A 24,879-nucleotide genomic window follows, 5' to 3' on the forward strand; every position below is an offset into this window, starting at 1 on the left:
CCGGCGAAAGCATGAAACAATGCCCGGATATCGGCCGCCGCAGGCGGCCTTCGATGGAGCCACTAGATGGGTAAGGGAAAGAAATCCGCGCAGCCCGAGGCGGTCGCCTCCCGGCCGAGCCGTGAAGAAGCCGAAGACGCCGTGCGCGTGCTGTTGCGCTGGGCCGGCGACGATCCCGCGCGCGAAGGCCTGCTCGACACGCCCGCACGCGTCGTGCGCGCATACGAGCAGTTCTTCGCCGGTTATGCGCTGGAGCCGCGCGACATCCTCGCGCGCACGTTCAGCGAGGTCGACGGCTACGACGAAATGATCGTGCTGAAGGACATCCGCTTCGAGAGCTACTGCGAGCATCACATGGTGCCGATCATCGGCCGCGCGCACGTCGCGTATCTGCCGAACCATCGCGTCGTCGGCATCTCGAAGCTCGCGCGCCTCGTCGACGCATTCGCGAAGCGTCTGCAGATCCAGGAAAAGATGACCGTGCAGATCGCCGACACGCTGTTCGACGTGCTGCAGCCGAAGGGCGTCGGCGTGATCCTCGAAGCCGCGCACCAGTGCATCTCGACGCGCGGCGTGCACAAGCCGGGCGTCGAGATGGTCACGTCGCGCATGCTCGGCACGTTCCGCACCGATCCGTCGACGCGTCGCGAATTCCTGTCGATCGTCGCGAATCCTTCCTCGGTCAACCTGACGAATACCTGATGGAGCAGACGAAGCAAACGGCGCACGCGCCCGTCGTGCTCGTGACCGGCGCCGCGCGCCGGGCCGGGCGCGCGTTCGCCGAGTATTTCGCCGCGCACGGCTATCGCACCGCGGTGCACTACGACCGTTCGGCCGATGCCGCGCAGGCCGCCGCCCGCGCGATTGCCGAACGCGGGCACGATTCGGCGGCGCTGCAGGCCGACCTGTCCGATGCCGCGCAGATCACCGCGCTGATCGATCAGGTCTACGCGCGCTTCGGGCGCCTCGACGTGCTGGTCAACAACGCGTCGGTGTTCTGGCAGGACCATTTCCCGAGCTTCGATCTCGCGGCGTTCGACCAGGCATGGGCCGTCAACTGCCGCGCGCCGATCCTGCTCACGCGCGCGTTCTACGAACGGGCCCGCGCGGCCGGCACGCAGGGCGTCGTCGTGAACGTGGTCGACCAGAAGATCAAGGAAAACTTCCACCGCGACCATTTCAGCTACACGGTCGCGAAAGCCGCGCTCGGTAACCTGACGCAGATGCTCGCGCTGTCGTCCGCGCCGGTGCTGCGCGTGAATGCGGTGTTCCCGGGGCTGATGCTGCCGAGCGACGACCAGACGCAGGCCGACTTCGAACACGCGAGCCGCGCCTCGACACCGCTCGCGCGCATCGCGGGCCCCGACGACGTCGCAAGCGCGATCCTGCTGCTGACGGGCAATGCGTACAACGGCGTGGATTTCGTCGTCGATGCGGGCCAGAACCTGATCCGCGTGGATCAGGACGTGCTGTACAAGCACCGCTCGCCGGACGGCAAGCACTGACGCATGCGGCGCGCGCCGGACGAACCGGGCGCGCCGCCCGCCGCGTTACGGCTTCTCGGCGCTCCCGCCTTCGCGGACCTTGCCCTGCGCGACGCTCGTGCCGGGCGGCACGCTGTGCGTGAGCCACACGTTGCCGCCGATCACCGAGCCGCGCCCGATCGTCACGCGGCCGAGAATCGTCGCGCCCGCATAGATCACCACGTCGTCCTCGACGATCGGATGCCGCGCATTGCCCTTCACCAGCGCGCCTTCGCCATCGGCCGGGAAGCTCTTCGCGCCGAGCGTGACGGCCTGGTACACGCGCACGCGCTCGCCGATGATCGCGGTTTCGCCGATCACGACACCGGTGCCGTGGTCGATGAAGAAGCTCGGGCCGATCTGCGCACCCGGATGGATGTCGATACCGGTGGCCGAGTGCGCGATTTCATTGATGAACCGCGCGAGCAACGGCACACCGAGTTGGTGCAGCGCGTGCGCGAGCCGATGGTGCATCATCGCGAACACGCCGGGGTAGCACAGCAGGATCTCGGTGATGTGCTGCGCGGCCGGATCGCCCGCGTACGCGGCCTGGATGTCGCTGACGAGCAGCGCGCGGATCGCCGGCAACTGCCGGCCGAATTCGCGCGCGATCTCGAACGCGCGTTCGTCGAGCTCGGCGAACGGCGTATCGACGTGCTCGGGCAGGAACGGCAGCGCGCGGCGGATCTGCTCGGACAGGATGCGAAGCGTGCTTTCGAGCGTATGGCCGACGTAGTAGTCGACGCTTTCGTCGGTCAGGTCGGGCGCGCCGTAGTGCGTCGGAAACATCGACGCGCGCAGGCCGGTCACAATCTTGCAGATTGCATCGCGCGACGGCAGTTCGCGGATGCCACGCGGATGGCGCGTGCGATGGAGTTCCTCGCGCGACTCGCGCAAGCCGGCGACGATTTCTTCGAGGCCCCACTGACGGGCGGCTGATGTCGACATAGGCCAATGCGGGCAGCCGCGCTCGGTCGCGCGGCCGCTAATAAAGTGACGGGTTCCGCAAGATTACCGCGTTTTTTGTCCGGCAGCGGCCCCTGGGGGATCGGCCGGACGGCCGACGCCGTACGAGCGCGACGACATCACATCGAGATGCTGCTCGCGTCGATCCAGCGCACGGCCCAGTCGCGCGCGTGCGCGATCGCGTCGCCTTCGTCGTTGAACTGGAGCTCGATCGGAAAAAAACGGTTCGCCACGAGTTCCCCGTCGCTCGATCGGGAGATCACGACGTAGGGTTTGAACGAACCGTCACTGGCGCGTGCGGGCGCGCAATTCAACAGATAACCGCGGTGCGTGAAGGCAGTAGTCGCTTGCATGAGTCCGCCACCTCTAGTCCCTTGCTTTGTTGTTCGCTACCCGTCTTTAAGGGTGCTGCGGCGCCCCGGCGCGGGCAGAGGCGGCGAGACTTCATCCCCTGTCGCCGCTTCGCAGGAAAAGAATCATACTCTGTAGAAAACGCGTCTTCTAGCTGAAATAAATCATGACAAATCAGTGCGCGCCGCGCGACCGCGGCGATCGCCCGCGCGCCTTTTCCCGTCGTGCCCGGAACGGGATTTGCTTCGATCCGGAGCGTGTCGCCGCCAGGAGAGCCGCGATGGAATCCTCCGCTCAAACAGGCCGTGCGCATCCGCGCAGCATCGAACTCGACAACGACGCCACCCACGACAGCACGGTCGATACCGACGGCAAGAACCGCGAAGCCGCGCGCCTCGCCGGGGCCGGGCCGATCTCGCCCGACCAGGTCACGCGCAGCAATGCGTCGCTCGTCAATGCGATGCCGGAAGCCGGCGACGGCCTCGCGGGTTTCGACAGCCGCCCCGACGGCAACCATCCGGCGTTCGCGTTGCGCGCCGGCTACGTGGTGATCGAGAAAGGCTTCGACACGCCGCCCGCGGGCGACGCGCCGTTCGGTCCCGTGCACCGGATGTACGGCAGCGCGTACTGGCCCGGCCACGGCCGCCGGCCGGAGCGTGTCATCGAGCTGACGGCCGTGCCGAAATAGCCGGCGCGGCGTTTGAATCGATCGTTCGTTTGGGAATCGCCGTCGGCCGCCGACGGCGATCGACGGCGGTGCATCGGCGCGTGCGACCGGACCGCGCGCCGATACTCGCTCGCACGATGCCGAAGTGAACGATGCCGCGCATTGGCATCGGCCTTCGCAATTCATGCATGCTGCGCATCGCATCGACGCACATGCATTGACCGAAGTCATGGCGCCCCGGCGCGATTGCGATTGAATGGCGATACGTGCGGCGCATCGGCGTGATCGCCGTGCCGGTCGATGCGCGCGCATGCGTTTTCGCCAATGAGGCGGCCACCGCATGTCCGTTCACGAGCTGAACAGGGACAGCGCGGCACGCGCGGACACCTCGCTGCACGATCGTGCCCGTTGGTTTACTCTGCCTCGCAGCATCGCGCATTGCCCGGCCCGACCGGCCATCCGGCCGACTTCGTTCCAACCCGCCACTCGGAGACACTATGTACAAGCGTATTCTGGTTGCCGTCGACGGCAGCGACACGTCCCGCCACGCGTTCGACGCCGCGCTGGCGCTCGCGAAAGCGCACGGCGCGGAGCTGCAGCCGTTCTACGTCGTCGAGAACGCCGCGATCTACTACAACGTGCCCGGCTACGATCCGTCCGTGCTGCGCGATCAGCTCGTCGCGCAGGGCAACGCGCTCGCGCAGGATTTCGCGAAGCGGATGCAGGCCGCCGGCGTGAAAGGCGAAACGCGGCTGAACGAGGCGACGTCGCTCAACGACGTATCGTCGCTGATCCTCGACGGCGCGAAAGCGTTCGGCGCCGATCTGCTCGTGCTCGGCACGCACGGCCGCCGCGGCTTCCGCCGCCTCGTGCTCGGCAGCATCGCCGAACAATGCGTGCGCCACGCGACGCTTCCCGTGCTGCTGATCCCGGCCGCCGCCAACACGGACGAGCCGGCCGCGTAAGCGGCGTTCGGCACGCGCAGCCGGTCGCGACGTTTTGTCACCCGACAGCGGCAACTTGCGGTGGGACAATGATTTCGTCGATTCAACGCCGGAGTAAACGATCATGCTGACGCCCGTCGCCACCCGCCCCGCCGCCACGCCCCATGCCGGTAGCTGGGCTCCCCGCCAGGCCGCACACTGCTCGTCGTGCGCGATGCGGCACCTCTGCATGCCGCAGGGCCTGGCGCCCGAAGCGCTCAGCCGCCTCGAGTCGGTCATCTGCGCGGCTCGCCCGGTCAAGCGCGGCGAAGCGCTGTTTCGCGAAGGCGACGCATTCGACAACCTGTACGCGGTGCGCTCGGGTTCGCTGAAAACCGTCGCGACGCGCCACGACGGCCGCGAACAGGTCACGGGCCTGCACCTCGCCGGCGAAGCGCTCGGCCTCGACGGCATCTGCGACGATACGCACCCGCGCACCGCGGTCGCGCTGGAAGACAGCTCGGTGTGCGTGATTCCGTACAGCGCGCTCAAGGCGCTGTGCTCGGAAGCCGGCTCGATGCAGTTGCGCATGCACAAGCTGATGAGCGAACAGATCGTGCGCGAAACGTCGCAAACGATGCTGCTCGGTTCGCTGAACGCCGAGGAGCGCGTCGCCGCTTTCCTGCTCGACGTCTCGTCGCGCTACCTGAAGCGCGGCTACTCGCCGTCGGAATTCAACCTGCGGATGACGCGCGAGGACATCGGCAGCTATCTCGGCATGACGCTCGAAACGGTCAGCCGCACGCTGTCGAAATTCCAGAAGCGCGGCCTGATCGAAATGCAGGGCCGCCACGTGCAGATCGTCGACTTCGACGGCCTGCAGCACGTCTGACGCCGCACGGCGCGCGCAGGCGCCACGCGCGCCGCCTGCGTGGCGCCCTGACGCCGCCGGTCAATCGAGAAACAGCGCGGCACGCGCCTTCAGCGCCGCGCTGAAATCGTCGAGCCAGCCGATCGACAGACGCCAGCTCTGCCAGTACAGATCGATGTCGATGGTTCGCCCGCGCGACATGTCGATCAACTCGCCCGCCGCCAGTTGGCGGTCGACCATCCGGTCGGGGCACATCCCCCATCCCAATCCCGTTTCGCACGCGCGCAGGTAACCCGCGACGTGCGGTATCCAGTGCTGCGGCGGATCGAGATCCGCGCGCGTCACGCGCCTGATGAAACGCGCCTGCAACCCGTCCTTCGGATTGAACATCACGCACGGCGCGCGGCGCAGCGCATCGCGCGTGATCCCCGCGTCGAAATAACGTGCGTAAAACGCCGGCGAGCACACCGCGCGATAGCGGATCCGCCCGAGCCGCTCCGACCGGCACCCCTGGATCGGCTCGGCCTGTGCGGTCACCGCCCCCTGCACGCTACCGTCGCGAATGCGCGACGCCGTGTAATCCTGATCGTCGATCACGAGGTCGAGCAGCGTCTCGCGCGCCGTGCAGAACGGCCCGACCGCGTCGATGAACCACGTCGCCACGCTGTCGTCGTTGACGGCCACGCGCAACGTCGGCCACGCGCCGGCGATCTGGCCCGGCAATGCCGGCATCCGGCCGCCCAGTTCGGCTTCCAGCAACTGCACGCGTTCGGTATGCCGGCACAGCAGCGCGCCCGACGTGGTCGCGACACACGGCTGCCCGCGCTTGACGAGCACGCTGCCGACCCGCTCCTCCAGCAGCTTCACGCGCTGCGACACGGCCGACGGCGTGACGTTCAGCTCCTTGGCCGCCCGCTCGAACGAGCCGTGCCGGATCACGGCCGCGAGGGCATCGAGCAACGCGTAGTCGAGCATTAGATTTCCTTAATCCGCATTAGGTGATTTAGCTTCTCTTATTTCCTTGCCGATCGCAGACTAGCGCTACCCGATTCGTTCGTCTACTGCTTCCACGGCTTTCCCCCCAATCATGAACTGGCTCGCTTTTTCCCACGGCGCCGCACTGTGCGCGTCGCTCATCGTCACCATCGGCGCGCAGAACGCATTCGTGCTGCGCCAGGGCATCATGCGCTCGCACGTCGGCAAGATCGTGCTGCTGTGCGCGGTGTCCGACATGATCCTGATCGGCGCGGGCGTCGGCGGCGCATCGGCGCTCGTCGAGCGGTATCCGACCTTCGTCCATGCGGTGCTGTACGTCGGCCTCGCGTATCTCGCGTGGTTCGGCATCAACGCGCTGCGCCGGGCGTTCAAGCCGGGCCACGACACGCTCGACGTGCGCGGCGACGCGGTCGCGCCGCCGCCGCAGGGCGCGCTCGCGATCGTGCTGATGACGCTCGCGTTCACGTGGCTCAACCCGCACGTGTATCTCGACACGTTCCTGCTGATCGGTACGGCCGGCGCGCGCGAGCCGGAAGGCGCGCGGCTCGCGTTCGCGATCGGCGCGATGACGGTCAGCGTCGTGTGGTTCCTCGGGCTCGGCTACGGTGCGCGATTGCTGGCGCCGTGGTTCCGCAAGGCGGTCGCGTGGCGCGTGCTGGATGGCGCGATCGGCGGCATGGTGCTGTTTCTCGCGGCCGTGCAGTTGCGCTGACCGAACCGCCCCGCGCACGGGCGGCGGTCTGCCGCCCGTCTTTCCCCCGCTCCGCCGTAATACCGGGGCAGTCCGCCCTCTTCCGTCGCGCACCCCTCGCAAAAAAATTCGCTCCCGATCGAACGCAGCCGCACGGAGCGCTCACGCAGCGGACACGGTATCCGCCATCTGCCGCAAACCGTCCACCATCGCGGCGGCGCGCCGCCTGCACGAATCGAAGCGATCGGCGAGAATGTCCGGTGTCCCGCGACCATGGCGGAACCGCACCGCGCACCCTGCCGTCCCGCCGCGATCGCCTCGACCCATCCCGCAGTTCAATCCCGTTACCCGCAGTTATCGGAGAGGAACATGGCACATCGCACCCTCGGCACATCCAGCATCCAGGTTTCGCCGCTCGCGTTCGGCGGCAACGTCTTCGGCTGGACCGTCGATGAAAACGCATCGTTCGCGCTGCTCGACGCGCTCGCCGACACCGGCATCAACTTCATCGACACGGCCGACGTCTATTCGGCGTGGGTTCCCGGCAACCACGGCGGCGAATCGGAAACGATCATCGGCAAGTGGCTGAAGCGCTCCGGCAAGCGCGAGCAGGTCGTGATCGCGACCAAGGTCGGCATGCTCGGCGCGCGTGCCGGGCTGTCGAAAGACAACATCCTGAAGGCCGCCGACGATTCGCTGCGCCGCCTGCAGACCGACTACATCGACCTGTATTTCTCGCACCGCGATCTCGCCGACACGGCCCCGCTCGAAGAAACGCTCGGCGCGTATCAGACGCTGATCGAAGCGGGCAAGGTGCGCATCATCGGCGCGTCGAACTACAGCGGCGCACGCCTGCGCGAAGCCGCCGCCATCAGCGCGCGCGACGGGCTGCCCGCGTATCAGGTCATCCAGCCGGAATACAACCTGCTCAACCGCGCCGACTACGAACGCGATCTCGAACCGGTCGTGCGCGACCTGAAGCTCGGCGTCGTCAACTACTACGCACTCGCGAGCGGGTTCCTGTCGGGCAAGTACCGCAGCGAGGCCGACCTGAAGAAGAGCGTGCGCGGCGATCGCGTCGCCGGCTATCTGAACGAACGCGGCCTGCGCATCCTCGCGGCGCTCGACGCCGTGTCGGCGAAGCACGGCACGCAGCCGGCCGCGATCGCGCTCGCATGGCAGATCGCGCGGCCGACGATCACCGCGCCGATCGCGAGCGCGACGTCGCTCGAGCAGCTCGAACTGCTCGGCGAAGCGATCCGCGTCAAGCTCGATCAGGACGACATCCGCCAGATCGACGAAGCCAGCGCGCCGTGAAGTCATCGGCGGCGGCAGGCCGAAGGAATCGCACGGGCAGGCGGTTCCGCGGCCCGCCTGCGATCCGCGCAAAGTGGATGGATACAATCGCGGGCGTCCGATGGCCTCGCGGCGCGACCGGGCTGCTTCGCGCCGCGTTCAAACCGCACATAAAAACCGTCGATGATGAATGTCGGTTTGAACGGCTTACGGCAACGACTGCAACGTCGCCTCGGCGAGCCTCGCGATCCGGCCCATGCCCGCCGTCGTTGCAATTTCGGCTGCGCGCCGGCACGCATCTAGCGCGGCCACGCCGCCGCAGCGCGGATCGGCCCGGCGCAAGAACTCGGCCTGCTTGAGCAACAGCTGGGCTTCGTAATACCGTTCTCCGCTCGATTCGCAGCAGGCGAGACACTGTCCGATCTGCGCGAGCGCCGCGCCGTAGTCACCGCGTTCGGCATCCAGCTCGGCAAGCAGCGACGCGTAGTAGGTCATGCCGAGCAGGCCGCCCGACTGCCGCTGCGCATCGAGGTGCGCGACGACGCCCGCGCGATCGCGTTGCGCCCACGCATGAATGATCGCGGCGTAATGCCCGACTGCCCGCAGCCGGTGCGTGCCCGCGAGGCGGAGAATCGCTTCCGACACCGCTCGCGCCGCGTCGCGGTCTCCGGCGAGCTGATGCGTGCGCGCGAGGTATAGCATCGTGACGCCGAGCGTCGGCAGATGATCGAGACAGGTCGCGCAATAGACGGCTTCGCGCGCCATCGCGAACGACGGCTGCGGATCGTCGTCCATGCACCAGCGCACGCTGGCGAGCGATGCCATCGCCCACGCGCGCGTATCGAGCGCCAGGACACGCCGGTGCCCCGCGTCGCGTCGCACGTCGTAGCCAGCCAGCACCGCGTCGAACGCGGCACGGGCGCGCGCATAGTCGCCGTCGATCCACAGGCTCATACCGCGCATCGCGTCCGCCGCGACCTGCACGCCCGCATCGCCGCGCTCGGTCGCCAGCGTGTCGAGCCGCTTGCCGATCCGGCGCACGGTCGAACGGTCGCCGGCGACGTGGTAATAGGTCGCCAGCGTCCACAACGCGCTGATCTCCAACTCCGGATCGTCGAGCGTCTGCGTCTGCCGCAGCAACTGCTCCGCATGCTCGCGCACCCGCGGGTCGGCCCAGCCGAATCGCGCCATCGTCGCGTGCATCAACGTGGCGCGGATGCGCGCACTGTCGTGCTCGCGCCGCGCGTGATCGGCAGTAGCGAGCCAGTCGGACACGGCCTGCCCGTAGCGGATCGCGTCGTCGTATCGAGAACGCTCGAGCGCGCGATGCGCCGCATCGATGCCGTGCGCGATCGCGTCTGCGTACGCGCCTGCGCGCGCGAAGTGCGCGGCGACGCCGAACGCATGCGCACCGGCGCCGCGATCGGCCTGCGCGAGCAGCGCGCGGCCGACGCGCGCATGGTTGCCGCGCCGTACGGCAGGCGGCATCGATTCGTACGCGGCGTCGCGAATCAGCGCATGGCGGAACGCATAGAACACGCGATCGCGCCGATGTTGCGCGTACACGATCCGCTCTTCGAGCAGCAGCCGCAGATGTGCGTCGAGCGTGGCGCGATCGTGCGGCGACGCGTCGGCGAGCACTTGCGCATCCACTTCGAGCCCGATGGTCGCGGCCAGCTGCGCGGTGTCGCGCGCGTCGTCGATCCGGTCCAAGGCGAGACCGAGCATGCCGCCGAGACTGAGCGGCAGCGGGTACGGGTCCGTTGCCGCTGGCTCGGCAATCGGACCGTCCGCGCCGCTCACCGTCAGTTCGCGCGCGACGGCCTCGATGAACAGCGGGATGCCGGCCGTGCGATCGGCGAGCCGGTCGAGCCACGCCGGATCGAACGCGCCCGGGCCCAGATGCGCCGACATCAGGCGCTGCGCGTCGTCGCGCGGCAGGCGGCGCAGCACCAGGCGGTCGGTCGCGCCGCGCCAGCGCGCGAGTTTGTCGGGGCGCGACGTGAGCACGATGCACAGTGCCGCCGCGCGCGGCGAGTGCTGCAGATACGCGAGAAAATCCTCGGTCGAGCGATCGAGCCACTGAACGTCCTCGATCACGAGCAGCACCGGCGCGCCGTTGCCGAGCGACACGATCAGTTGCTCGAGGACGTCGAACAGCGCGTGCTGTTCGCGCGCGCTCGACCACAGGAGCCCGTTCGCATCGCAGGGCAGCCCGAGCCAGGCCGCGAGCGCGACACGCGCCGCCGCATGGTCGCAATCGAGCGGTGCGATCATCGCGTCGATCGCCGCGAGCGCGGCGCCGGGCGCGTGATCGGCGTCGACGTGCCAGTGCGAGGCGATGAATCTCAGGACCGGAAACAACGCATGATTCTCGCGTTCGGGCAGGCACCCGCAATGCGCAAAGGCATGGCCGCAGGTCCGCACGGCCTCGCACAGTTCGTGCACGAGCCGCGACTTGCCGAAGCCCACATCGCCGACGACGAGCCGCGGCACGCCGCGCGGCGGCGGTTCGCCACGCATCGCGCGACGATGCCGCTCGTGTGTGTCCTGCCACGCGCGCAACAGCACGTCGAATTCGCGCGCGCGGCCGACCATGGGCGTCCGCCTGCCCGCGTCGAGCGAATCGAACGGCGTATCGGCGTGCCGCTCGCCGAGCAATTCATGAACCGGCTGTGACACGAGGCCCGCGCGCGGCAGCCGCAACGCGGTCGGACGCGAATCGGCATGCCGTTCGAGCACGAGCCGCGCATCGTCGCTGATCAGGATCTGTCCGGGCCTGGCCAGCCGCAGCAGCCGCGACGCCGCGGCCGGCGTCGACGCGCCCGACATGTGCGACCCATGCGCGAGCATCTGCCCGACGTGAATCGCGGCGGCCACTTCGACTCGCCAGCCTTCTTCCGCGCCGCCGACACTGCCGCCGGCGGCCGACGGCACCGGCAGCCGCGCACGCTCGGCGACGCGCACGATGTCGAGCGCCGCCCGCGCCGCGCGACGCGCGGGCCAGTCGATGTCCCCTTGCACGCCGAAATGGAACAGCAGCGTGTCGCCGAGCCGTCCACCCGCGTGCGCGCCGTGACCGATCGCGATATCGGCGCACTTCGTCAGCCACTGCGCCTCGTAGCCGTCGAGCGCCATCCCCTGCTCGGTTCCGGCACGACGTTGGCGGCCCTCTCCGGCGATCGTCACGCAGCAGCACAGCGTGGTGATCTGCCGGTACTCGCCCCCCTCCGCGATCGTCTCGCTACGCGGCGCAAGCGAGCGCGCACGCGCGCGGCGGCCGGTGCGACCGGTGTCGAACCGGCCGACGAGCGCGGCGAAGTTGAGCGCACGAAACTGCGCCGCGAGCGCGTCGGCCGACGCGGCGCGCTGCCGCGGATTCTTGTTCAGCGCATGCCGCAGGACCGCGCCGAGCGGCAGCGCCGCGATCGGCGGCGGAAGCGCGACATCCACGGGGCTCAGCTGCTGATGGAGGATCTCGGCCACGCTCGCGCCCTGCATGACGACCTCGCCGGTCAGGCATTCGAGCACGATCAGGCCCCACGCATACAGGTCGCTGGCGGGCGTCGGCGGCTCGTTGCGCAATTGCTCGGGCGCACAGTAGGGCGGCGAGCCGAGCACCTCGGTCGCGAGCGTCGCGGTCCGACGCGTGATGTCTTCGGTACCGGGCAGCAACGCGCCGATGCCGAAATCGAGCAGCTTCGCGTGCGGCCCGTCGTCGGCCATCGCGATCACGACGTTCTGCGGCTTCAGATCGCGATGCACGATGCCGCGCCGATGGGCGGCCGCGAGCGCGTCGAGCACTTCCGTCATCAGCCGCCCGGTGTCGATGGCCGACAGCGGCCCGTCCGCGGCGAGCCGGTCGCGCAGCGTCCGGCCCTCGACCAGTTCGAATACCGCGAACAGCCGCCCGTCGGGCGCCTGCCCCTGGTCCAGCAGCGCCACGATGTTCGGGTGCCGCAGCGCCTCGCACAGGCTCGTCTCGCGCCGGAAGCGCGCACGCCGGCGCATGCGCTCCGGCGCGATCGGCGCGGCGTCGTCGCGCATCAGCTTGATCGCGACCGCGAGCCCCGTCTCGTCGCAGGTCGCCCGAAACACCACACCGTTGCCGCCTTCGCCGAGCAGCGCGCCGAGCCGGTAATGCCATCTGCCGGCGAGCGTCGCGAAAGGCGCCGCATGCCTCGGCGGTTCAGGCGCATCCGGCCGGGCGGGCGCGCGGGACACGATCGGCAACACGGCCGGTCCTCCAGCGTTCACGGACAATGGACGACTGGGCCCGGCACCGCGCGCGGCGCGCCGGAACGCGGCCCGCCGCTCGGCACCCACTCGCATTCGAGATGCTCGCCGCGCACGATCCGGAACGGAACATCGCCGAAGCGGACGCTGCCGCGCCGACGCTCGACGAGCTGGCTCGCGCCCAGCCCGGGCAGCGCCGCGAACTGGCTCCGGGCGCGATGAATCTGCACATTGACGTGGGATGTGTCGATGCCGAGCATGCGCGCGAGCCGGCCGAGCTCGATCCATCGCTGCGTGGCGGCGTCGTGGCCGGCCTGCCAGTCGGCCGAGCGCGCGCGGGCGAGCGTGACGAGGCTGTAGTGATGGGCGCGCTCGCCGAGGTCGACCACGCCGCCGCGGACATGCAGCAGCATGCGCACGTGCTCCTCGTTCCGGCTGACGAAGAATTCGAGCAGTTGCGCCGGCGCGGCCGGATCGGCGCGGGCGGCGAGCGTCACCGTCGAGCCTTGGCGCGCGAGGGCGAGGCGCCATGCGAAGTCGCCGGTCGACACTTCGTCGCCGTCATGGAGCGCGCGCGGCGGCAGCGTGTCGTCGCACAGCCATTCGCCGGCCGGCGATCGGACGATCGTGACCGGCTGCGCGGCAGGGGCCGGCAGGATCTGGCGCGGCGCGAGCACGATCGGCGCGACGGCGCCACGGATCGGCCACAGCGTATCGGCCGGATCGTCGAGCGATTCGACGCGCCAGGGCGCGATGCCGGCCCGGCCGAAGCGGATCACGTCGCCTTGCCGCAGCACCGCATGCTCGCCGTCGCGTAGCGATACGCCCGATACCGACGTGCCGTTGCTGCTGTGATCGTGGAGTTCCCAGAGCCCGCCGGCCCAGCGGACATGGGCATGGACGCGGGACACCGAGCCGTCCCGGATGACCGTGTCGCAGCGCGCGTCATCGCGGCCGAACACGTGATACGCGCGGAGCAGGCATGCTTCTCCGGAAGCGTCGTTCTTGAGTATCGCCATGGCCGCCCCGTGTCGGATTCGCCCGGATCGTTCGAGTGCCGCATCGACGTTGCCGGACAAGCGATTGATTCAATGATCGCGAACGGTCGCACGTTCGCCGCCTCGTTACCTGTTTTTCTGATCAGCTGTCTTGCAAGGGGTCGCCCCGGCATCGCACGTTATTTCAGCAAATTGAACTGTCGATCGCTTTGTTGTTTTAAAATCGGGCGCCCGATGAAATCCTGCCAAATAAAATCATGCCCCGCAACCGGAATACACGGATAACGGCTTCATATTGCAATCCTTTACGTTTCCGATAAATTTCCGGACTGCCAATAAGGGGGCGAAATTATTCATCGTCTCGCAAACGGCCGCCTGGCATACATCCGACCGGTATGGCGACATTGAATGACAGAGCGGGATTAATGACCTTTGCCAACGCGGAAATTTTGTTTGCCCGAGCGAAAATAAAACCACACCGTTTCGATTGTTTAAATAATTTTCCCTGGCGTTTTTATAATCGATGCCGTTTAACCCGTTCGTAAATCAAGCCGCGCCGCTCATGCCTTTCGGGATAGCCGGCTAATGCGGGTATGTCGGCGCGACGATGCACATGGGGTAGTCGATCGAACGGCCGCGACACCGGATACAGCCCCGCCCCCCCGTCGTCGTATCGATTCGCCCGGCCCCCCCAAAAAAACCGTTCGGTTTAAAATGTTTGCAAATCATCTCATGGTGTGACGGGCATGGGCAGACCCAAAAAATTCAGTCGAGAAGGCGTGTTGCAAAAGGTGCTCCCGCTCTTTTGGAAGTACGGCTTCGCCGGAACGTCGCTCCAGCAGCTGGAACGGGCGTCGGGCGTCAACAAGTCCGGGCTCTATGCGGAGTTCGGGGACAAGGAAGACTTGTTCCTGCATACCCTCCTCTACTACTACGAACATCGCGGGGCGCTGCAGATCCTTACCGCGGAGCCGAAAAGTTACGGCAACATCGAGCGCTTCCTGCGGCTGGGCGATCCGCAAGACGACGGCTGCGTAGGTTGTTTCTCCGTCAACTCGCTGCGTGAATTCCCGTCGTTGTCCGACCGCGTGCGCGAAGTCGTCGGCGCGTATCACCATCGGCTGATCCCGCAGATCATCGAAAATATCGAGGCCGAGCCTCATCACCTGCCTGCCGCGACCATCGCCACGATCGTGACGGTGTTCTTTGCCGGCTATTGCATCGAGCGCAATTTGCCCGCCGAGGCCGAAGGCGACGCCGTCGGCGCATTCATGCAAGCGCTACGCCTCCTTTGACGCTCGTCCGCAGTCGGCCCGCTTCGCGATAGACCAATCGTTTTGAACCGATTGGTTTTTTTAATTGGCCCCGCCTCGCCCGCTTGATCATACTGAACCGATCGGTTCAATAAAGTACCGATCTACAGCGGAGAGCAGCCATGAGCTTGAAGATTCACCCGATCAACTTCGGCAACATGTCGCTCGATTCGAGCGGCCTCGTCCTGTTTCGCGAACCCGGCAAGCAGGTGACGATACCGGTGCTCGGGTTTCTGATCACGGGTGGCGCGCATCCCGTGCTCGTCGATACGGGTTCGCGCAGCGTCGAGCAGTACGCTGAATTCGGTCTGCCCTACGAAGTCACGCCAGAGATGACGATCGAGTATCACCTCGCTCAACACGGCCTGGAGATGAGCGACATCCGTCACATCGTCCATACGCACGCACATATCGATCACGTCGGCATGACCGACCGATTTCCCATGACGACAACCGTCGGTATCTCGCGTCGCGAGCTGGAATTCGCGGCATCCGGGATCATGGGCCCGCTGATGTACACCGCGGCCGATACGAAGCATCTGATCGACCGCCTGCATACGCGCGGCGCAATCCGGCTGTTCGACGTGGACGGCACGTTCGAGGAAGAGGTCATTCCGGGCGTCGCGGTCCGTCTCTCCGGTGGCCATACGCCGGGTTCGCTGTCGGTGCTCGTCGAAACCGACGAAGGCATTGCCAACATCTGCGGCGACATCGCCTACAACCTGAAGGATCAGTTGATCGACCCGATCCTCGACCAGGCCGCGCACGAACCCACCATTACCGCGAACCGCGCGATGTCGACGCTCGACGAGAAGCGCGCGATCAAGCGCGCGCTTGCAACGAGCCGCTTCCTGCTGCCAAGCCACGACGTGCCCGCGCTGGTGAGCGGCGGGAAGGTGGTCGGCCTGATGGAAAACGCCATCTCGAACCCGCGGGCCGATGTCACGAAGGCGTCGAATTACACGCCATTGACGCAGGGTTGAACCCAGATGCCCGGCCTTCTGCGTCGAACGTTCGGACTGTTGATTGTCGCCGCGGGCGCATTCCACGCCGCGGCCACGCTGGTTCTGCACGCGCTCGGCAGGTAGTCGGTTGATCGGTGCGCGCCCGTCTCGTCTGCCGCGCCGCGTGCTTCTCAAGCCTCGAAAGGACTCTCTCATGACTACGCCCTTTTCCGCGCGGACGGCGCGCGCACTCCACACCCTCAGCCTCGCGTACTTCGTACAGGCGACGGGCGCGCTCTCCGTCGTCGGCAGCCTCGACTCGATATCGCGTCAATGGGGGCTCGCCGATTCGCAAAGCGTTTACCTCGTTACCGTGTTCGGTGTGACGTTCGCTTTCGCCGCTCCGCTGCTGCAAGTCGGTTTTGGACATCTGCGACGCCGTCGCCAGGTCCTGCTCGGTTTGGCGCTGTTCAGTACGGCTGCCCTCCTGCTGGCGGCCGCGCCGAATTATCCCGTGCTGCTGCTGTCGCGCGTGCTGATGGGGCTCGGCGCGGGTTTCATCGGCCCCGTGCTGGGCGCCTTGGGTTCGAGCCTCGTCGAGCGCGACCAGCAGGGCAGCGCGATTGCCACCGTGCTGCTCGGCTTGAGCGTCGCCGGCCTGGTCGGCATGCCGCTGTCCGCATGGATCGCGCACGCATGGGGCGCACGCTCGCTCTTCGTCGCCGTCGGACTCGCCGGCGCCGTGACCGCCGCGCTCATCGTATGGGCCGTACCCGACACCAGCAGGGGCGAGAACATCGAATTCGCAACGATGGTCTCTCTTCTGACGCGCACCGCTACGCTCAGTGCATTTCTGGTCGTGTTCTTCATCGCGGCCGGCGTCTATTCGACGTACGCTTTTATCGCACCCATCATTCGCGACGTATTCCACGCAGGCGCCGACATGGTGTCGACCTCGCTCGTGGTGCTCGGCGTAGCCGGCGTCGCGGGCAACCTGTTCGTGACGCGCGCCGCGCGGCGCTATAGCGCGGAAACGATGCTGCTCGCCGGCCTCGCCCTGCTTGCAGCGGACCTGGTGTTTCTCTGGTTCACGCCCCCGAGCCTGCACCTGCTTTTTGTCGCACTGACGGCGTGGGCGTTCGCGACCGACCTGCTGTGGCCTTCACAGCAACGGCGCATCGTCGAACTCGTACCGCAATGGCGGGGCATTGCGTTGGCCTTGACCGCATCCTTCGTGTTTTGCGGCATCGGCGTCGGCTCCGCCGTCGCGGGGTGGGTGTATCCCGCGTTCGGTTTGACAGGGTCGATCGGCAGTTCACTGGTGTTTCTCGCGCTGGCGACCGGCAGCCTGCTCGTGTCCCGTGCGTCGGTCAACGCGAAGGCCTGCGCGGCCGGGTGTCGGGAATCGCTTCAATCATGACGCGATCGAGACAAGGCACCGGCCCGCGGATACGCCAGCAGGCCATCGGAATGAACGGCATCCTGACCGCACTCGCCGCGCCCGTACTCGCGCTGCTCGTTCGATGATCGACGTCGCGCACGCGACGTCCGGCCTCGATCGAACGAACGAAAAATAACGGCGGCCGGGAATCGATCCGGCCGCCGGCTTGTTCCAGAGTGATTTCGGTTCGCCTAGATCAGTTTCTCGAGCAGCACGACATCGAGCGTCGCCTTGCCCGCGAGTTCGCGCGCCAGGTTCTGGAACGCCGGTGCTTCGCCGTGGACCTTCAGCGCACGTTCGTCCCGCCATCGCTCGATCATCGTAAAGCGATGAGAAGCCTCGCGGTCGCGATGCAGCTCATATTGCTCGCACCCATCCTCGGTCCGGACGGCCGGTACGGCCGCCAACAACGCCGCTTCCATCGCCTTCGCGTGTTGCGGATCCGCGGTAATCGTGGCAACGACAAACTGCTTTGACATTTTCATTCTCCATCGTAAAGGGATCTTTCGAGCATCTGCTTTCGTTTGACACGCCAGTACGACGACACGATCGGACGGATCGGTTCGTCCGCATGGCGCCCCGTCGCTCATTCAGTCTTCCAACTGCTTCGCGAGCGTCAATGCACACAGCGCCCGGCGGGCGCTGTGTGGCGTTCCGAAACGACACCGGGTATTGGCCGTCAGTCGAGCCGGCGCCCGACACGTTCAGTCGACTGCCGGAAAGTCCAGCGTCGTGTCGTTCACGCGGTTCACCAGGTTGGTGAAGGTGATCGATGTCATGACCAGGATGATCTCGATGACCTGCCGCTCGGTATACCCCGCGTCCAGCACCGCCTCCAGCACGCCCGGGGGCACGGTATCGCGCGTCGTCGCGATCGATCGCACGAACGAGAGCAGCGCATCACGCCGGGCCTCCCCCGACGCGCGACCGGCGCGGATATTCTTCATCACTTCCGGCGTGAGACCCGACATCCTGCCGAGCATCGTATGAGCGGCCAGGCAATAGTCGCAACCGGACAGCGCGCTTACCGCAAGGCGCACCGTTTCAATATCGGCCTGATCCAGAGAACTTGCCGCGATCGCCGCATCGACGTTCAACATGGCCGAAAGACCGGCCGGGCTGTGCGTGCCGATGGTCGCGTAGGCGTTCGGGACCTTCCCAAGTGCGGCCTTGATCTGACCGAACACAGCTGCGGTTTCGCCGGTAGCTTCCGACGGCTTAAGGGTAGTCAAGCGTGTCATATATCTCTCAACGAGTTGGATAACGAAGTGCCGACCGGAAACGGCCGGCAGGATAGCGACGATGACGAGTCGGAGCTCGCGCCCCTGGTTTTACTGCCAGATAACCGCGCCAAATGCCGAATAGGTCGCGTCACGCAACGCGCACGACAATTATCGACATCGAAAACCCACGACCCGATTTAATCGCAGCAGTTGTCATCATAAAAATTCGCCGCTTGAATTTGAATGCGATTTACCGAAAAACTGACTTTGCTCGTCAACATCGGGGCCGGCCCGTTTCGCCTTCAGATCATTCATTTTCAGGCACGTCATGAACGTGTCGGCGCGATATCGACCCACCGATTACCCGGCAAAAAGGACGTTATTTCGGCGCGGCGAAAGCACCCGTTTTCCGTGCACAGCGCCATGCAACATTCAAAATCGGATCTCGGCCTTCGAACCGCCGCGAACACCGGGCGACGCGCGAACGCATCGGTACGCGCACGTCGGCCTCCGGTGACGGCAATCAACGGCCCGGTTCGCCCGGCACCACATTGTTGGCGACGGACGTCACGCCCGCGACCCGCGCGGCGCTATCGCCGGCAAGCTGGACTTGCTCGCTGTCGGGCACGTATCCGGTCAGGGTCACGGCTCCCCGGCGAGCGAGCACCCTCACGTTGATTGCATTCAATCGTTTCGTTTTCGACAGCGCCCATACGATTTTCCGCGACAGCGCGCGATCGGCCGCGCGTTGCGCCTTCTTTTCACTCTTCGTCACTTCTTTCTGGCTGACGACCTGCTCCGGCGGCGGAGCGGTATTCTGCTCCGCCGCATGGGCTGAAATACCGAAGGCCAAATAGCTGACATACAGCATCGACGCGATCGTTTTCTTCATCACACTCTCCTTAACCAACGTGAACGTAAAGTTATCAAGGGATAAAACCCGAGTGAATGGTAGGAAGACAATTGGCCGACCTCAATGGCCTCTCCCTGAAAACAGCTTTCAACGCGCGTTCTTCGCCTTCCCGCACCGATGCTCGCAAGCCACCTATACCTGCGCATAGGTGCGTTGACTATTTTCGACTAGCTCGAATACACGGCGAGACGATTTTCCGTGCAGCTCCGAAACGCCAAACTGGCTGCATGTGTTGCCCGATGAGCCGAAAGGCGCCTGAACGACGCTCGAACGTGGGCGATCCGCCAGCGGGAACCCGGTTGCCGTGGACTATCGCGACTGGACGTTAACGAAACCTGGGGACCAGACAGCGTCCCGAATTGGAGCCGAGAAGCTGATGAATACTCCGTTGCGCGTCGTTCTGCATTCACCTCCGCACGTCACGGCTCGCGCGGCTAAAAAGACCGTGCTACTCCATCGCGTCGCCAACGTAGTCGCGCATCGCGGCGATCATCGGCGAAATTCGTTCGCGGAGGTGCGCATGAAGGTATCTGACCGCCGGCGAGAACTGGCGACGATGCGGACACACGAGGCTCAGCGGAGCCGCCTCGCCTCGCTGATCGGGCAGCAATACTGTCAGGCGCCCCGCTCTGACGTCGTCATGGACATCGAGCCAGGATTTGTAGGCAATGCCCCTGCCCTCGACAGCCCAGCGCCGCGCGATTTCGGCATCGTCGCACAGCAGCACACCCTTCACCGTGACCTGCCGCCTCACGCCGCTTGCGGGAAACAGCCAGCGATCGTAGACACGCCCACCGAGCACGTAGGGCAAACAGTCGTGCAAAACCAGCTCGTCGAGCGACGCAGGCGCGCCGTGCCGCTTCACGTATTCCGGAGAGGCGACGAGCACTCTTCGGTTGCTTTCGGCGAGCGGAAGCGCGACGTAGCTTGCGGCCTCCGGCGCGCCATAGCGGATAGCCACGTCCACCGGATCGCGAAATACGTCGGTCACGTGGTCGGACAACGAAAGCTTCAGCACCAGCTTCGGATGCGCATCGCGGAACACGCCGAGCCAGGAAAGCAGTGCATTGCGTCCGATATCCGACGGTGCGGCGATTCGCAACGTACCTTGCAACGCGTGCTTTCCACCGTGCAACCGCTCACGCCCCTCGTGAACCATGGAGAGCACTTCCTCCGCATAGGGCAGGTACTGCTCGCCTTCCGCGGTGAGTTTCAGGCTTCGGGTGGAGCGTGCAAAGAGACGGGTATCCAGCTCGCGCTCGAGCCTTTGAATCGCGGCGCTCACCTGCCCTGGCAGCAGATCGGCTTCCCTCGCCGCATTCGAGAAGCTGCCGAGCGCCGCGGCTCTCACGAATAGTTGAAGGTCCTCGAGCCGCACCATTTTCATTCCTGGAGTGAAAGTCCTCCCTAATGTAACGCGTTTTTCCCGCAGTCGAGGTCGAGCAGTATTTCACTCACACGTTGGCGCCCGGTCTGCAGCGAGCAGCCCAGCGCCACTCAACCATCATTCGGAGTTCAACCATGAAAGCGGTTGTCTATACACAGCATGGCCTGCCCGCGGACCATCCCGAGTCCCTTTTCGATGCCGAGGTGTCCAAGCCCGAAGCCGAGCCGCGCGACTTGCTGGTCAAGGTCGACGCGATCGCCGTCAATCCCGTCGACACGAAGGTTCGTATGGGGTCGCCCACCGAGCAGCCGCGGATCCTGGGATGGGACGCCGTCGGAACCGTCGAGGCAATCGGAAGCAACGTTTCCATGTTCGCTCCGGGAGACAAGGTTTTCTTCGCGGGCTCGATCGCCCGGCCCGGCGCGTATGCGCAATATGTTCTGGTCGACGAGCGTATTGCAGGCCGCAAGCCCGCGACGCTCTCCGATGCTCAAGCGGCAGCGTTGCCGCTTACGTCGCTGACGGCGTGGGAACTGCTCTTTGATCGCCTCGGGATCGCCGAGGGCGCCGGTGCCGGCGATGCATTGCTGATCGTCGGTGCGGCCGGCGGCGTCGGCTCCATGCTGACGCAACTGGCGCGTCAACTGACGGGGCTGCGTGTAATCGGGACGGCGTCTCGCCCCGAAACGCGCGCATGGGCGCAAGCGCTCGGTGCACACGACGTCATCGACCATACGCAGCCGCTACTCGAAGGGCTGCGCCGCATCGGCGCCCCGCAAGTGCGCTACGTCGCCAGCCTCACTCAGACGGACGTCCATTATGCGCAGCTCGTCGAGGCGCTGGCGCCGCAGGGCCGACTTGCCGTGATCGACGACCCCGACACGCTGGACGCGATGCCGCTCAAACGCAAGTCGATTTCGCTTCATTGGGAACTCATGTTCACACGATCGCTGTTCGAAACCGCGGACATGGTCAGGCAGCACGAAATCCTCGATCGCGTCTCCACCCTGATCGACGACGGTACGTTGCGCACGACCATGGCCGATCACTTCGGAACCGTCAATGCCGAAAATCTCCGGCGCGCCCATGCCCTCATCGAGAGCGGTCGCGCGCGAGGAAAGATCGTGCTGGAAGGCTTCTGACGCACGCCGACGACGCCCTGTATCGCCATTCCGAACATGCTGGACAAGACCGGAGAACAAACATGCACTTCCCGCATCGACGCATCACGAGATTCACTTCCCTCCGCCGGACCGCAACCGCACTGGCAGCCGGCTTGAGTTTCACGCTGCTGGTCAACCCCGTGTTGGCGCAACCGTCCGCGCCGGCAACGGCGCCGGCGGTTCAGGCGACCGACCGCACCATCGGCGCGATGGACACGGTGGCCACCTTTTCCGGCCCGATGCCCACCGGCGTGACGGTTGCCGAGAACGGCCGGATTTTCGTTAATTTCCCGCGCTGGGGCGACGCCGTGCCTTTCACCGTTGGCGAGTTGCGTGACGGCCGCGTCGTCGCCTATCCAAACGCCGAGATCAACCATGCCGATGCGGCGCACCCGTCCACGCACTTCCTGAGTGTCCAAAGCGTCGTTGCCGACGGTCACGGCAAGCTCTGGGTTCTGGATACCGCCGCACCGAACTTTTCGGAGCCGGTCGCGGGCGGCGCGAAGCTCGTCGCCATCGATCTCGCGACCAACCGCGTCGTCAAGACGATCGTGTTCCCCGCGAACGTGATGCGCGCCCAGACCTATGTGAACGACATGCGCTTCGATTTTCGCATCGGAAAGGCCGGGGTCGCTTACGTGACCGACTCCTCGCTGTCGGGCATCGGCGGCCTGATCGTGATCGACCTCGACAGCGGAAAGGCGATACGCCGCCTGACCGGCGACGTGTCGACGTCGGCGGATCCTCGCTTCGTCCCGGTCGTCGAAGGCCAGTCGTTGAAAGTCCGCGACCCGAACGGGACCACCAAGCCCTTTTCCGTGGCGTCCGACGGCATCGCGCTCTCCGCGGACGGCCAGACCCTCTACTACTGCCCGCTGTCGAGCCGCCATCTCTACTCGATTCCGACCGCGATGCTGCGCGATCCGTCGATCAGCGACGCGCAACTGGCGGCCGCCGTGAAGGATCTCGGGGAGAAAGGGGCGTCCGACGGTCTTGCCAGCGACGCGAACGGCAATGTCTATGCCGGCGATTACGAGCACAACTCGATTCGCAAGCTCGAGCCGGGCGGCGAATGGCAGACGATCCTGCACGATCCGCGCGTGCTGTGGCCCGACACGCTGTCGGTCGGCCCGGACGGTTACCTCTACTTCACCGCGAACCAGCTTCACCGCCAACCGGTATTCCACGGCGGCAAGGACGAGCGCCAGAAGCCGTACGCATTGTTCCGCGTACGCATCGGCGCAGGTCCCGCACCGACCCGTTAATCCCTTTCGCCATCGCCGACAACCGGAGTCCCGCACATGAATCTCGCCGACGCCATTCATGCCCGCCATACCGTCAAAGCCTTCGAGGGCGGCAAGTCGCTTCCCGCCGCGCAGGTCGAAACATTGCTGTCGCTGCTTCACCAGTCGCCGTCCTCGGTGAATTCCCAACCGTGGCATTTCGTGGTGGCCGCGACACCGGAAGGCCGCGCGCGCATCGCGGCCGCCACAACGGGCGCCTACGCGTACAACGAGGCCAAGGTCGTCAATGCATCGCACGTCATCGCGATGTGCATGCGGACCGACATGGACGACGAACACCTTCAGGCCATTCTGGAGCGCGAATCGGTGGATGGTCGATTCAAGACCGCCGAAATGCGCGCCGCGCAGAACAAGAGCCGCCGCTCGTACGTCGACATGCACAAATACGAGCTGCGCGATACGCCGCAATGGATGGAAAAGCAGGTCTATCTGGCGCTGGGCGGCCTGCTGCTCGGCGCGGCCGTCCTCGGCGTCGATGCAACGCCGATGGAAGGGTTCGACAGCCGCGCGCTCGATGCAAGCCTCGGCCTGCGCGAACGAGGCCTGACGAGCGTCGTCATCGTGTCCCTGGGTTTTCGCAGCGGCGACGACTTCAACGCGGATCTGCCCAAATCGCGGCTGCCGCGCGAACGGATATTCACATTCATCTGATCACCCGAAGCAGGCTTGCCGCCCGCGCGGCAAGCGTTCCGAGCTACCGTTTCGCGCACGCTCGGCTGCACGACTTCGAGGAGCGTCATCATGTCCGAGTTGATTCGGATGGACACGCACGGCCGCACCGCGACCGTGCCCTCGTCCAGATATGGCGGTGCGCTGTTATTGGGCGCGGCGATTTTGTTGTGGGGTGCGAACTGGCCGGCGATGAAGCTCGGCCTGGCGCACGTCACACCGCTGTGGCTGTCGGCAGCAAGGTTCGCATCCGGGGCGCTGTGCCTGTTCGTCGTGCAAGCTGCGACCGGGACGCTGCGCTTGCCGAAGCGCGCCGACCTGCCGTTTCTCGCCAGCGTCGGCTTGCTTCAGATGTTGGCGTTCACCGCGATGAGCGCCGTCGCGCTGCACCACGTGAGCGCCGGCCGTTCCGCCGTGCTCGCCTATACGACGCCGATCTGGGTGACGCCCGTGTCGGTGCTGGCATTTCGCGAGCACCTGTCCGTGCGTAAAGCATTCGGCACGGCACTTGGCGTGGCCGGGGTCCTGCTGCTCTTCAATCCGCTCGATGTCGACTGGCACGATCGTCAGGCCGTTGTCGCACACGTCATGCTGCTCGGCGCGTCGCTGTGCTGGGCGGTCTGCATTCTTCATCTCCGGCATTTCCGCAGCGCGTCGAGCGCCTACGTGCTCGCGCCCTGGCAAATGCTCGTTGCCGCCGTACCGCTCGCCGTGCTCGCCAGAGTGCTCGAGGGACCCTACACGGGCGACGGCAGCCTCAGCCTGACGTCGGCACTGATCTACATCGGTCCCATTGCAACGGCATTTTGCTTCTGCGCGGTGAATGCCGCCAACACGCGCATGTCGAGCACGAGCATGGCGACGGCGATGTTAGGCGTTCCCGTCTTCGGCCTCATGACGTCGGTCCTCTTTCTTCACGAGCATCTCACGATGGGACTCGCGGCAAGCGTCGTTCTCATCGTGGCCGGCATCGCGCTCTCTATCGCATCACGCTGACCTTGATT

23 protein-coding genes are annotated in these 24,879 nt (G+C 66.0%); 14 read left to right on the plus strand and 9 right to left on the minus strand.

The genetic code is table 11. The features are described 5' to 3' along the window. The first annotated feature begins 66 nt into the window (after window positions 1-66). Both folE and WS64_RS25800 read left to right on the plus strand, forming a co-directional pair. Window positions 67-702 (plus strand): GTP cyclohydrolase I FolE, encoded by a 636-nt coding sequence (gene folE / locus WS64_RS25795; RefSeq protein ID WP_059645050.1) that lies wholly within the window; start codon window positions 67-69, stop codon window positions 700-702. After that, on the plus strand, window positions 702-1,505 hold the full coding sequence (locus WS64_RS25800) for an SDR family oxidoreductase (protein WP_034203083.1): 804 nt from the start codon (window positions 702-704) through the stop codon (window positions 1,503-1,505). The genes folE and WS64_RS25800 overlap by 1 nt, the downstream gene beginning before the upstream one ends. 45 nt (window positions 1,506-1,550) lie before the next feature. Here WS64_RS25800 and epsC read toward each other — a convergent pair whose 3' ends face one another. Together epsC and WS64_RS25810 are read right to left on the minus strand one after the other, a co-directional pair. Next, window positions 1,551-2,471: a serine O-acetyltransferase EpsC gene (gene epsC / locus WS64_RS25805; protein WP_059581299.1), complete on the minus strand. Its 921-nt coding sequence runs from the start codon at window positions 2,469-2,471 to the stop codon at window positions 1,551-1,553. 137 nt (window positions 2,472-2,608) lie between these two features. Further along, window positions 2,609-2,842, minus strand: a complete 234-nt coding sequence (locus WS64_RS25810) for a hypothetical protein (RefSeq protein WP_006480138.1) — start codon at window positions 2,840-2,842, stop codon at window positions 2,609-2,611. A 278-nt stretch (window positions 2,843-3,120) separates the two neighbouring features. Between WS64_RS25810 and WS64_RS25815 the strand changes: the two genes are divergently transcribed. The 3 genes from WS64_RS25815 to fnr all read left to right on the plus strand — a co-directional run bounded on the left by WS64_RS25815 (window position 3,121) and on the right by fnr (window position 5,322). Next, complete coding sequence (locus tag WS64_RS25815) at window positions 3,121-3,528, plus strand: DUF3005 domain-containing protein (RefSeq protein ID WP_060968135.1); 408 nt, start codon at window positions 3,121-3,123, stop codon at window positions 3,526-3,528. 476 nt (window positions 3,529-4,004) lie between these two features. Then, entirely contained in the window at window positions 4,005-4,472 is a 468-nt protein-coding gene (locus WS64_RS25820; RefSeq protein WP_059645047.1) for a universal stress protein, read from the plus strand. 103 nt (window positions 4,473-4,575) lie between these two features. Continuing rightward, on the plus strand, window positions 4,576-5,322 hold the full coding sequence (gene fnr, locus WS64_RS25825) for a fumarate/nitrate reduction transcriptional regulator Fnr (protein ID WP_060968136.1): 747 nt from the start codon (window positions 4,576-4,578) through the stop codon (window positions 5,320-5,322). Between the two features lie 60 nt (window positions 5,323-5,382). Here fnr and WS64_RS25830 read toward each other — a convergent pair whose 3' ends face one another. Beyond that, window positions 5,383-6,276: a LysR family transcriptional regulator ArgP gene (locus WS64_RS25830; RefSeq protein ID WP_060968137.1), complete on the minus strand. Its 894-nt coding sequence runs from the start codon at window positions 6,274-6,276 to the stop codon at window positions 5,383-5,385. A 112-nt stretch (window positions 6,277-6,388) separates the two neighbouring features. On the opposite strand from WS64_RS25830, the gene WS64_RS25835 reads away from it, so the two are divergent. Then, window positions 6,389-7,009, plus strand: a complete 621-nt coding sequence (locus tag WS64_RS25835; RefSeq protein WP_059581314.1) for a LysE/ArgO family amino acid transporter — start codon at window positions 6,389-6,391, stop codon at window positions 7,007-7,009. A gap of 348 nt (window positions 7,010-7,357) precedes the next feature. Continuing rightward, the gene (locus tag WS64_RS25840; protein ID WP_060968138.1) at window positions 7,358-8,305 is read left to right on the plus strand and encodes an aldo/keto reductase; all 948 of its coding nucleotides are present in this window, start codon (window positions 7,358-7,360) and stop codon (window positions 8,303-8,305) included. Window positions 8,306-8,491: 186 nt separating this feature from the next. On the opposite strand, the gene WS64_RS25845 is transcribed toward WS64_RS25840, so the two are convergent. Next, window positions 8,492-12,541, minus strand: a complete 4,050-nt coding sequence (locus tag WS64_RS25845) for a TOMM system kinase/cyclase fusion protein (RefSeq protein ID WP_060968594.1) — start codon at window positions 12,539-12,541, stop codon at window positions 8,492-8,494. Next, window positions 12,538-13,539, minus strand: coding sequence for an FHA domain-containing protein (locus WS64_RS25850; RefSeq protein WP_060968139.1), 1,002 nt, complete (start codon window positions 13,537-13,539; stop codon window positions 12,538-12,540). The genes WS64_RS25845 and WS64_RS25850 overlap by 4 nt, the downstream gene beginning before the upstream one ends. Window positions 13,540-14,264: 725 nt before the next feature. On the opposite strand from WS64_RS25850, the gene WS64_RS25855 reads away from it, so the two are divergent. The 3 genes from WS64_RS25855 (at window position 14,265) to WS64_RS25865 (ending at window position 17,195) form a co-directional block, all read left to right on the plus strand. Continuing rightward, window positions 14,265-14,813: a TetR/AcrR family transcriptional regulator gene (locus WS64_RS25855; protein WP_059645036.1), complete on the plus strand. Its 549-nt coding sequence runs from the start codon at window positions 14,265-14,267 to the stop codon at window positions 14,811-14,813. Window positions 14,814-14,953: 140 nt separating this feature from the next. Continuing rightward, a complete protein-coding gene (locus WS64_RS25860) occupies window positions 14,954-15,814 on the plus strand; it encodes an N-acyl homoserine lactonase family protein (RefSeq protein WP_060968140.1) in 861 nt (286 codons plus the stop codon). 175 nt (window positions 15,815-15,989) lie between these two features. Further along, the gene (locus WS64_RS25865; protein ID WP_060968141.1) at window positions 15,990-17,195 is read left to right on the plus strand and encodes an MFS transporter; all 1,206 of its coding nucleotides are present in this window, start codon (window positions 15,990-15,992) and stop codon (window positions 17,193-17,195) included. Between the two features lie 212 nt (window positions 17,196-17,407). Here WS64_RS25865 and WS64_RS25870 read toward each other — a convergent pair whose 3' ends face one another. The 4 genes from WS64_RS25870 to WS64_RS25885 form a co-directional block, all read right to left on the minus strand. Continuing rightward, on the minus strand, window positions 17,408-17,695 hold the full coding sequence (locus WS64_RS25870; RefSeq protein ID WP_060968595.1) for a putative quinol monooxygenase: 288 nt from the start codon (window positions 17,693-17,695) through the stop codon (window positions 17,408-17,410). Between the two features lie 225 nt (window positions 17,696-17,920). Continuing rightward, a complete protein-coding gene (locus tag WS64_RS25875) occupies window positions 17,921-18,457 on the minus strand; it encodes a carboxymuconolactone decarboxylase family protein (protein WP_060968142.1) in 537 nt (178 codons plus the stop codon). 505 nt (window positions 18,458-18,962) lie between these two features. Beyond that, entirely contained in the window at window positions 18,963-19,331 is a 369-nt protein-coding gene (locus tag WS64_RS25880) for a BON domain-containing protein (protein ID WP_060968143.1), read from the minus strand. Window positions 19,332-19,800: 469 nt separating this feature from the next. Then, entirely contained in the window at window positions 19,801-20,733 is a 933-nt protein-coding gene (locus WS64_RS25885) for a LysR family transcriptional regulator (RefSeq protein ID WP_060968596.1), read from the minus strand. A gap of 140 nt (window positions 20,734-20,873) precedes the next feature. On the opposite strand from WS64_RS25885, the gene WS64_RS25890 reads away from it, so the two are divergent. The 4 genes from WS64_RS25890 (at window position 20,874) to WS64_RS25905 (ending at window position 24,871) form a co-directional block, all read left to right on the plus strand. Continuing rightward, window positions 20,874-21,881 (plus strand): zinc-binding alcohol dehydrogenase family protein, encoded by a 1,008-nt coding sequence (locus WS64_RS25890; RefSeq protein ID WP_060317606.1) that lies wholly within the window; start codon window positions 20,874-20,876, stop codon window positions 21,879-21,881. A gap of 62 nt (window positions 21,882-21,943) precedes the next feature. Further along, window positions 21,944-23,167: an L-dopachrome tautomerase-related protein gene (locus tag WS64_RS25895; protein ID WP_060968144.1), complete on the plus strand. Its 1,224-nt coding sequence runs from the start codon at window positions 21,944-21,946 to the stop codon at window positions 23,165-23,167. A gap of 36 nt (window positions 23,168-23,203) precedes the next feature. Continuing rightward, window positions 23,204-23,857: an oxygen-insensitive NAD(P)H nitroreductase gene (nfsB, locus tag WS64_RS25900; protein ID WP_059581384.1), complete on the plus strand. Its 654-nt coding sequence runs from the start codon at window positions 23,204-23,206 to the stop codon at window positions 23,855-23,857. A gap of 90 nt (window positions 23,858-23,947) precedes the next feature. Then, window positions 23,948-24,871: a DMT family transporter gene (locus WS64_RS25905; RefSeq protein ID WP_060968145.1), complete on the plus strand. Its 924-nt coding sequence runs from the start codon at window positions 23,948-23,950 to the stop codon at window positions 24,869-24,871. Window positions 24,872-24,879: the final 8 nt, after the last annotated feature.

Origin of the sequence: Burkholderia anthina, from assembly GCF_001547525.1 — a bacterium.
Classification (GTDB): domain Bacteria; phylum Pseudomonadota; class Gammaproteobacteria; order Burkholderiales; family Burkholderiaceae; genus Burkholderia; species Burkholderia semiarida.

Coding starts and splice junctions, on each gene's coding strand:
- WS64_RS25800 (WP_034203083.1), top strand. CDS start 702: ATGGAGCAGACGAAGCAAACGGCGCACGCGCCCGTCGTGCTCGTGACC.
- WS64_RS25895 (WP_060968144.1), top strand. CDS start 21,944: ATGCACTTCCCGCATCGACGCATCACGAGATTCACTTCCCTCCGCCGG.
- WS64_RS25815 (WP_060968135.1), top strand. CDS start 3,121: ATGGAATCCTCCGCTCAAACAGGCCGTGCGCATCCGCGCAGCATCGAA.
- WS64_RS25830 (WP_060968137.1), bottom strand. CDS start 6,276: ATGCTCGACTACGCGTTGCTCGATGCCCTCGCGGCCGTGATCCGGCAC.
- WS64_RS25850 (WP_060968139.1), bottom strand. CDS start 13,539: ATGGCGATACTCAAGAACGACGCTTCCGGAGAAGCATGCCTGCTCCGC.
- epsC (WP_059581299.1), bottom strand. CDS start 2,471: ATGTCGACATCAGCCGCCCGTCAGTGGGGCCTCGAAGAAATCGTCGCC.
- WS64_RS25865 (WP_060968141.1), top strand. CDS start 15,990: ATGACTACGCCCTTTTCCGCGCGGACGGCGCGCGCACTCCACACCCTC.
- WS64_RS25905 (WP_060968145.1), top strand. CDS start 23,948: ATGTCCGAGTTGATTCGGATGGACACGCACGGCCGCACCGCGACCGTG.
- WS64_RS25880 (WP_060968143.1), bottom strand. CDS start 19,331: ATGAAGAAAACGATCGCGTCGATGCTGTATGTCAGCTATTTGGCCTTC.
- WS64_RS25855 (WP_059645036.1), top strand. CDS start 14,265: ATGGGCAGACCCAAAAAATTCAGTCGAGAAGGCGTGTTGCAAAAGGTG.
- nfsB (WP_059581384.1), top strand. CDS start 23,204: ATGAATCTCGCCGACGCCATTCATGCCCGCCATACCGTCAAAGCCTTC.
- WS64_RS25820 (WP_059645047.1), top strand. CDS start 4,005: ATGTACAAGCGTATTCTGGTTGCCGTCGACGGCAGCGACACGTCCCGC.
- WS64_RS25835 (WP_059581314.1), top strand. CDS start 6,389: ATGAACTGGCTCGCTTTTTCCCACGGCGCCGCACTGTGCGCGTCGCTC.
- fnr (WP_060968136.1), top strand. CDS start 4,576: ATGCTGACGCCCGTCGCCACCCGCCCCGCCGCCACGCCCCATGCCGGT.
- folE (WP_059645050.1), top strand. CDS start 67: ATGGGTAAGGGAAAGAAATCCGCGCAGCCCGAGGCGGTCGCCTCCCGG.
- WS64_RS25860 (WP_060968140.1), top strand. CDS start 14,954: ATGAGCTTGAAGATTCACCCGATCAACTTCGGCAACATGTCGCTCGAT.
- WS64_RS25885 (WP_060968596.1), bottom strand. CDS start 20,733: ATGGTGCGGCTCGAGGACCTTCAACTATTCGTGAGAGCCGCGGCGCTC.
- WS64_RS25870 (WP_060968595.1), bottom strand. CDS start 17,695: ATGTCAAAGCAGTTTGTCGTTGCCACGATTACCGCGGATCCGCAACAC.
- WS64_RS25840 (WP_060968138.1), top strand. CDS start 7,358: ATGGCACATCGCACCCTCGGCACATCCAGCATCCAGGTTTCGCCGCTC.
- WS64_RS25890 (WP_060317606.1), top strand. CDS start 20,874: ATGAAAGCGGTTGTCTATACACAGCATGGCCTGCCCGCGGACCATCCC.
- WS64_RS25875 (WP_060968142.1), bottom strand. CDS start 18,457: ATGACACGCTTGACTACCCTTAAGCCGTCGGAAGCTACCGGCGAAACC.
- WS64_RS25810 (WP_006480138.1), bottom strand. CDS start 2,842: ATGCAAGCGACTACTGCCTTCACGCACCGCGGTTATCTGTTGAATTGC.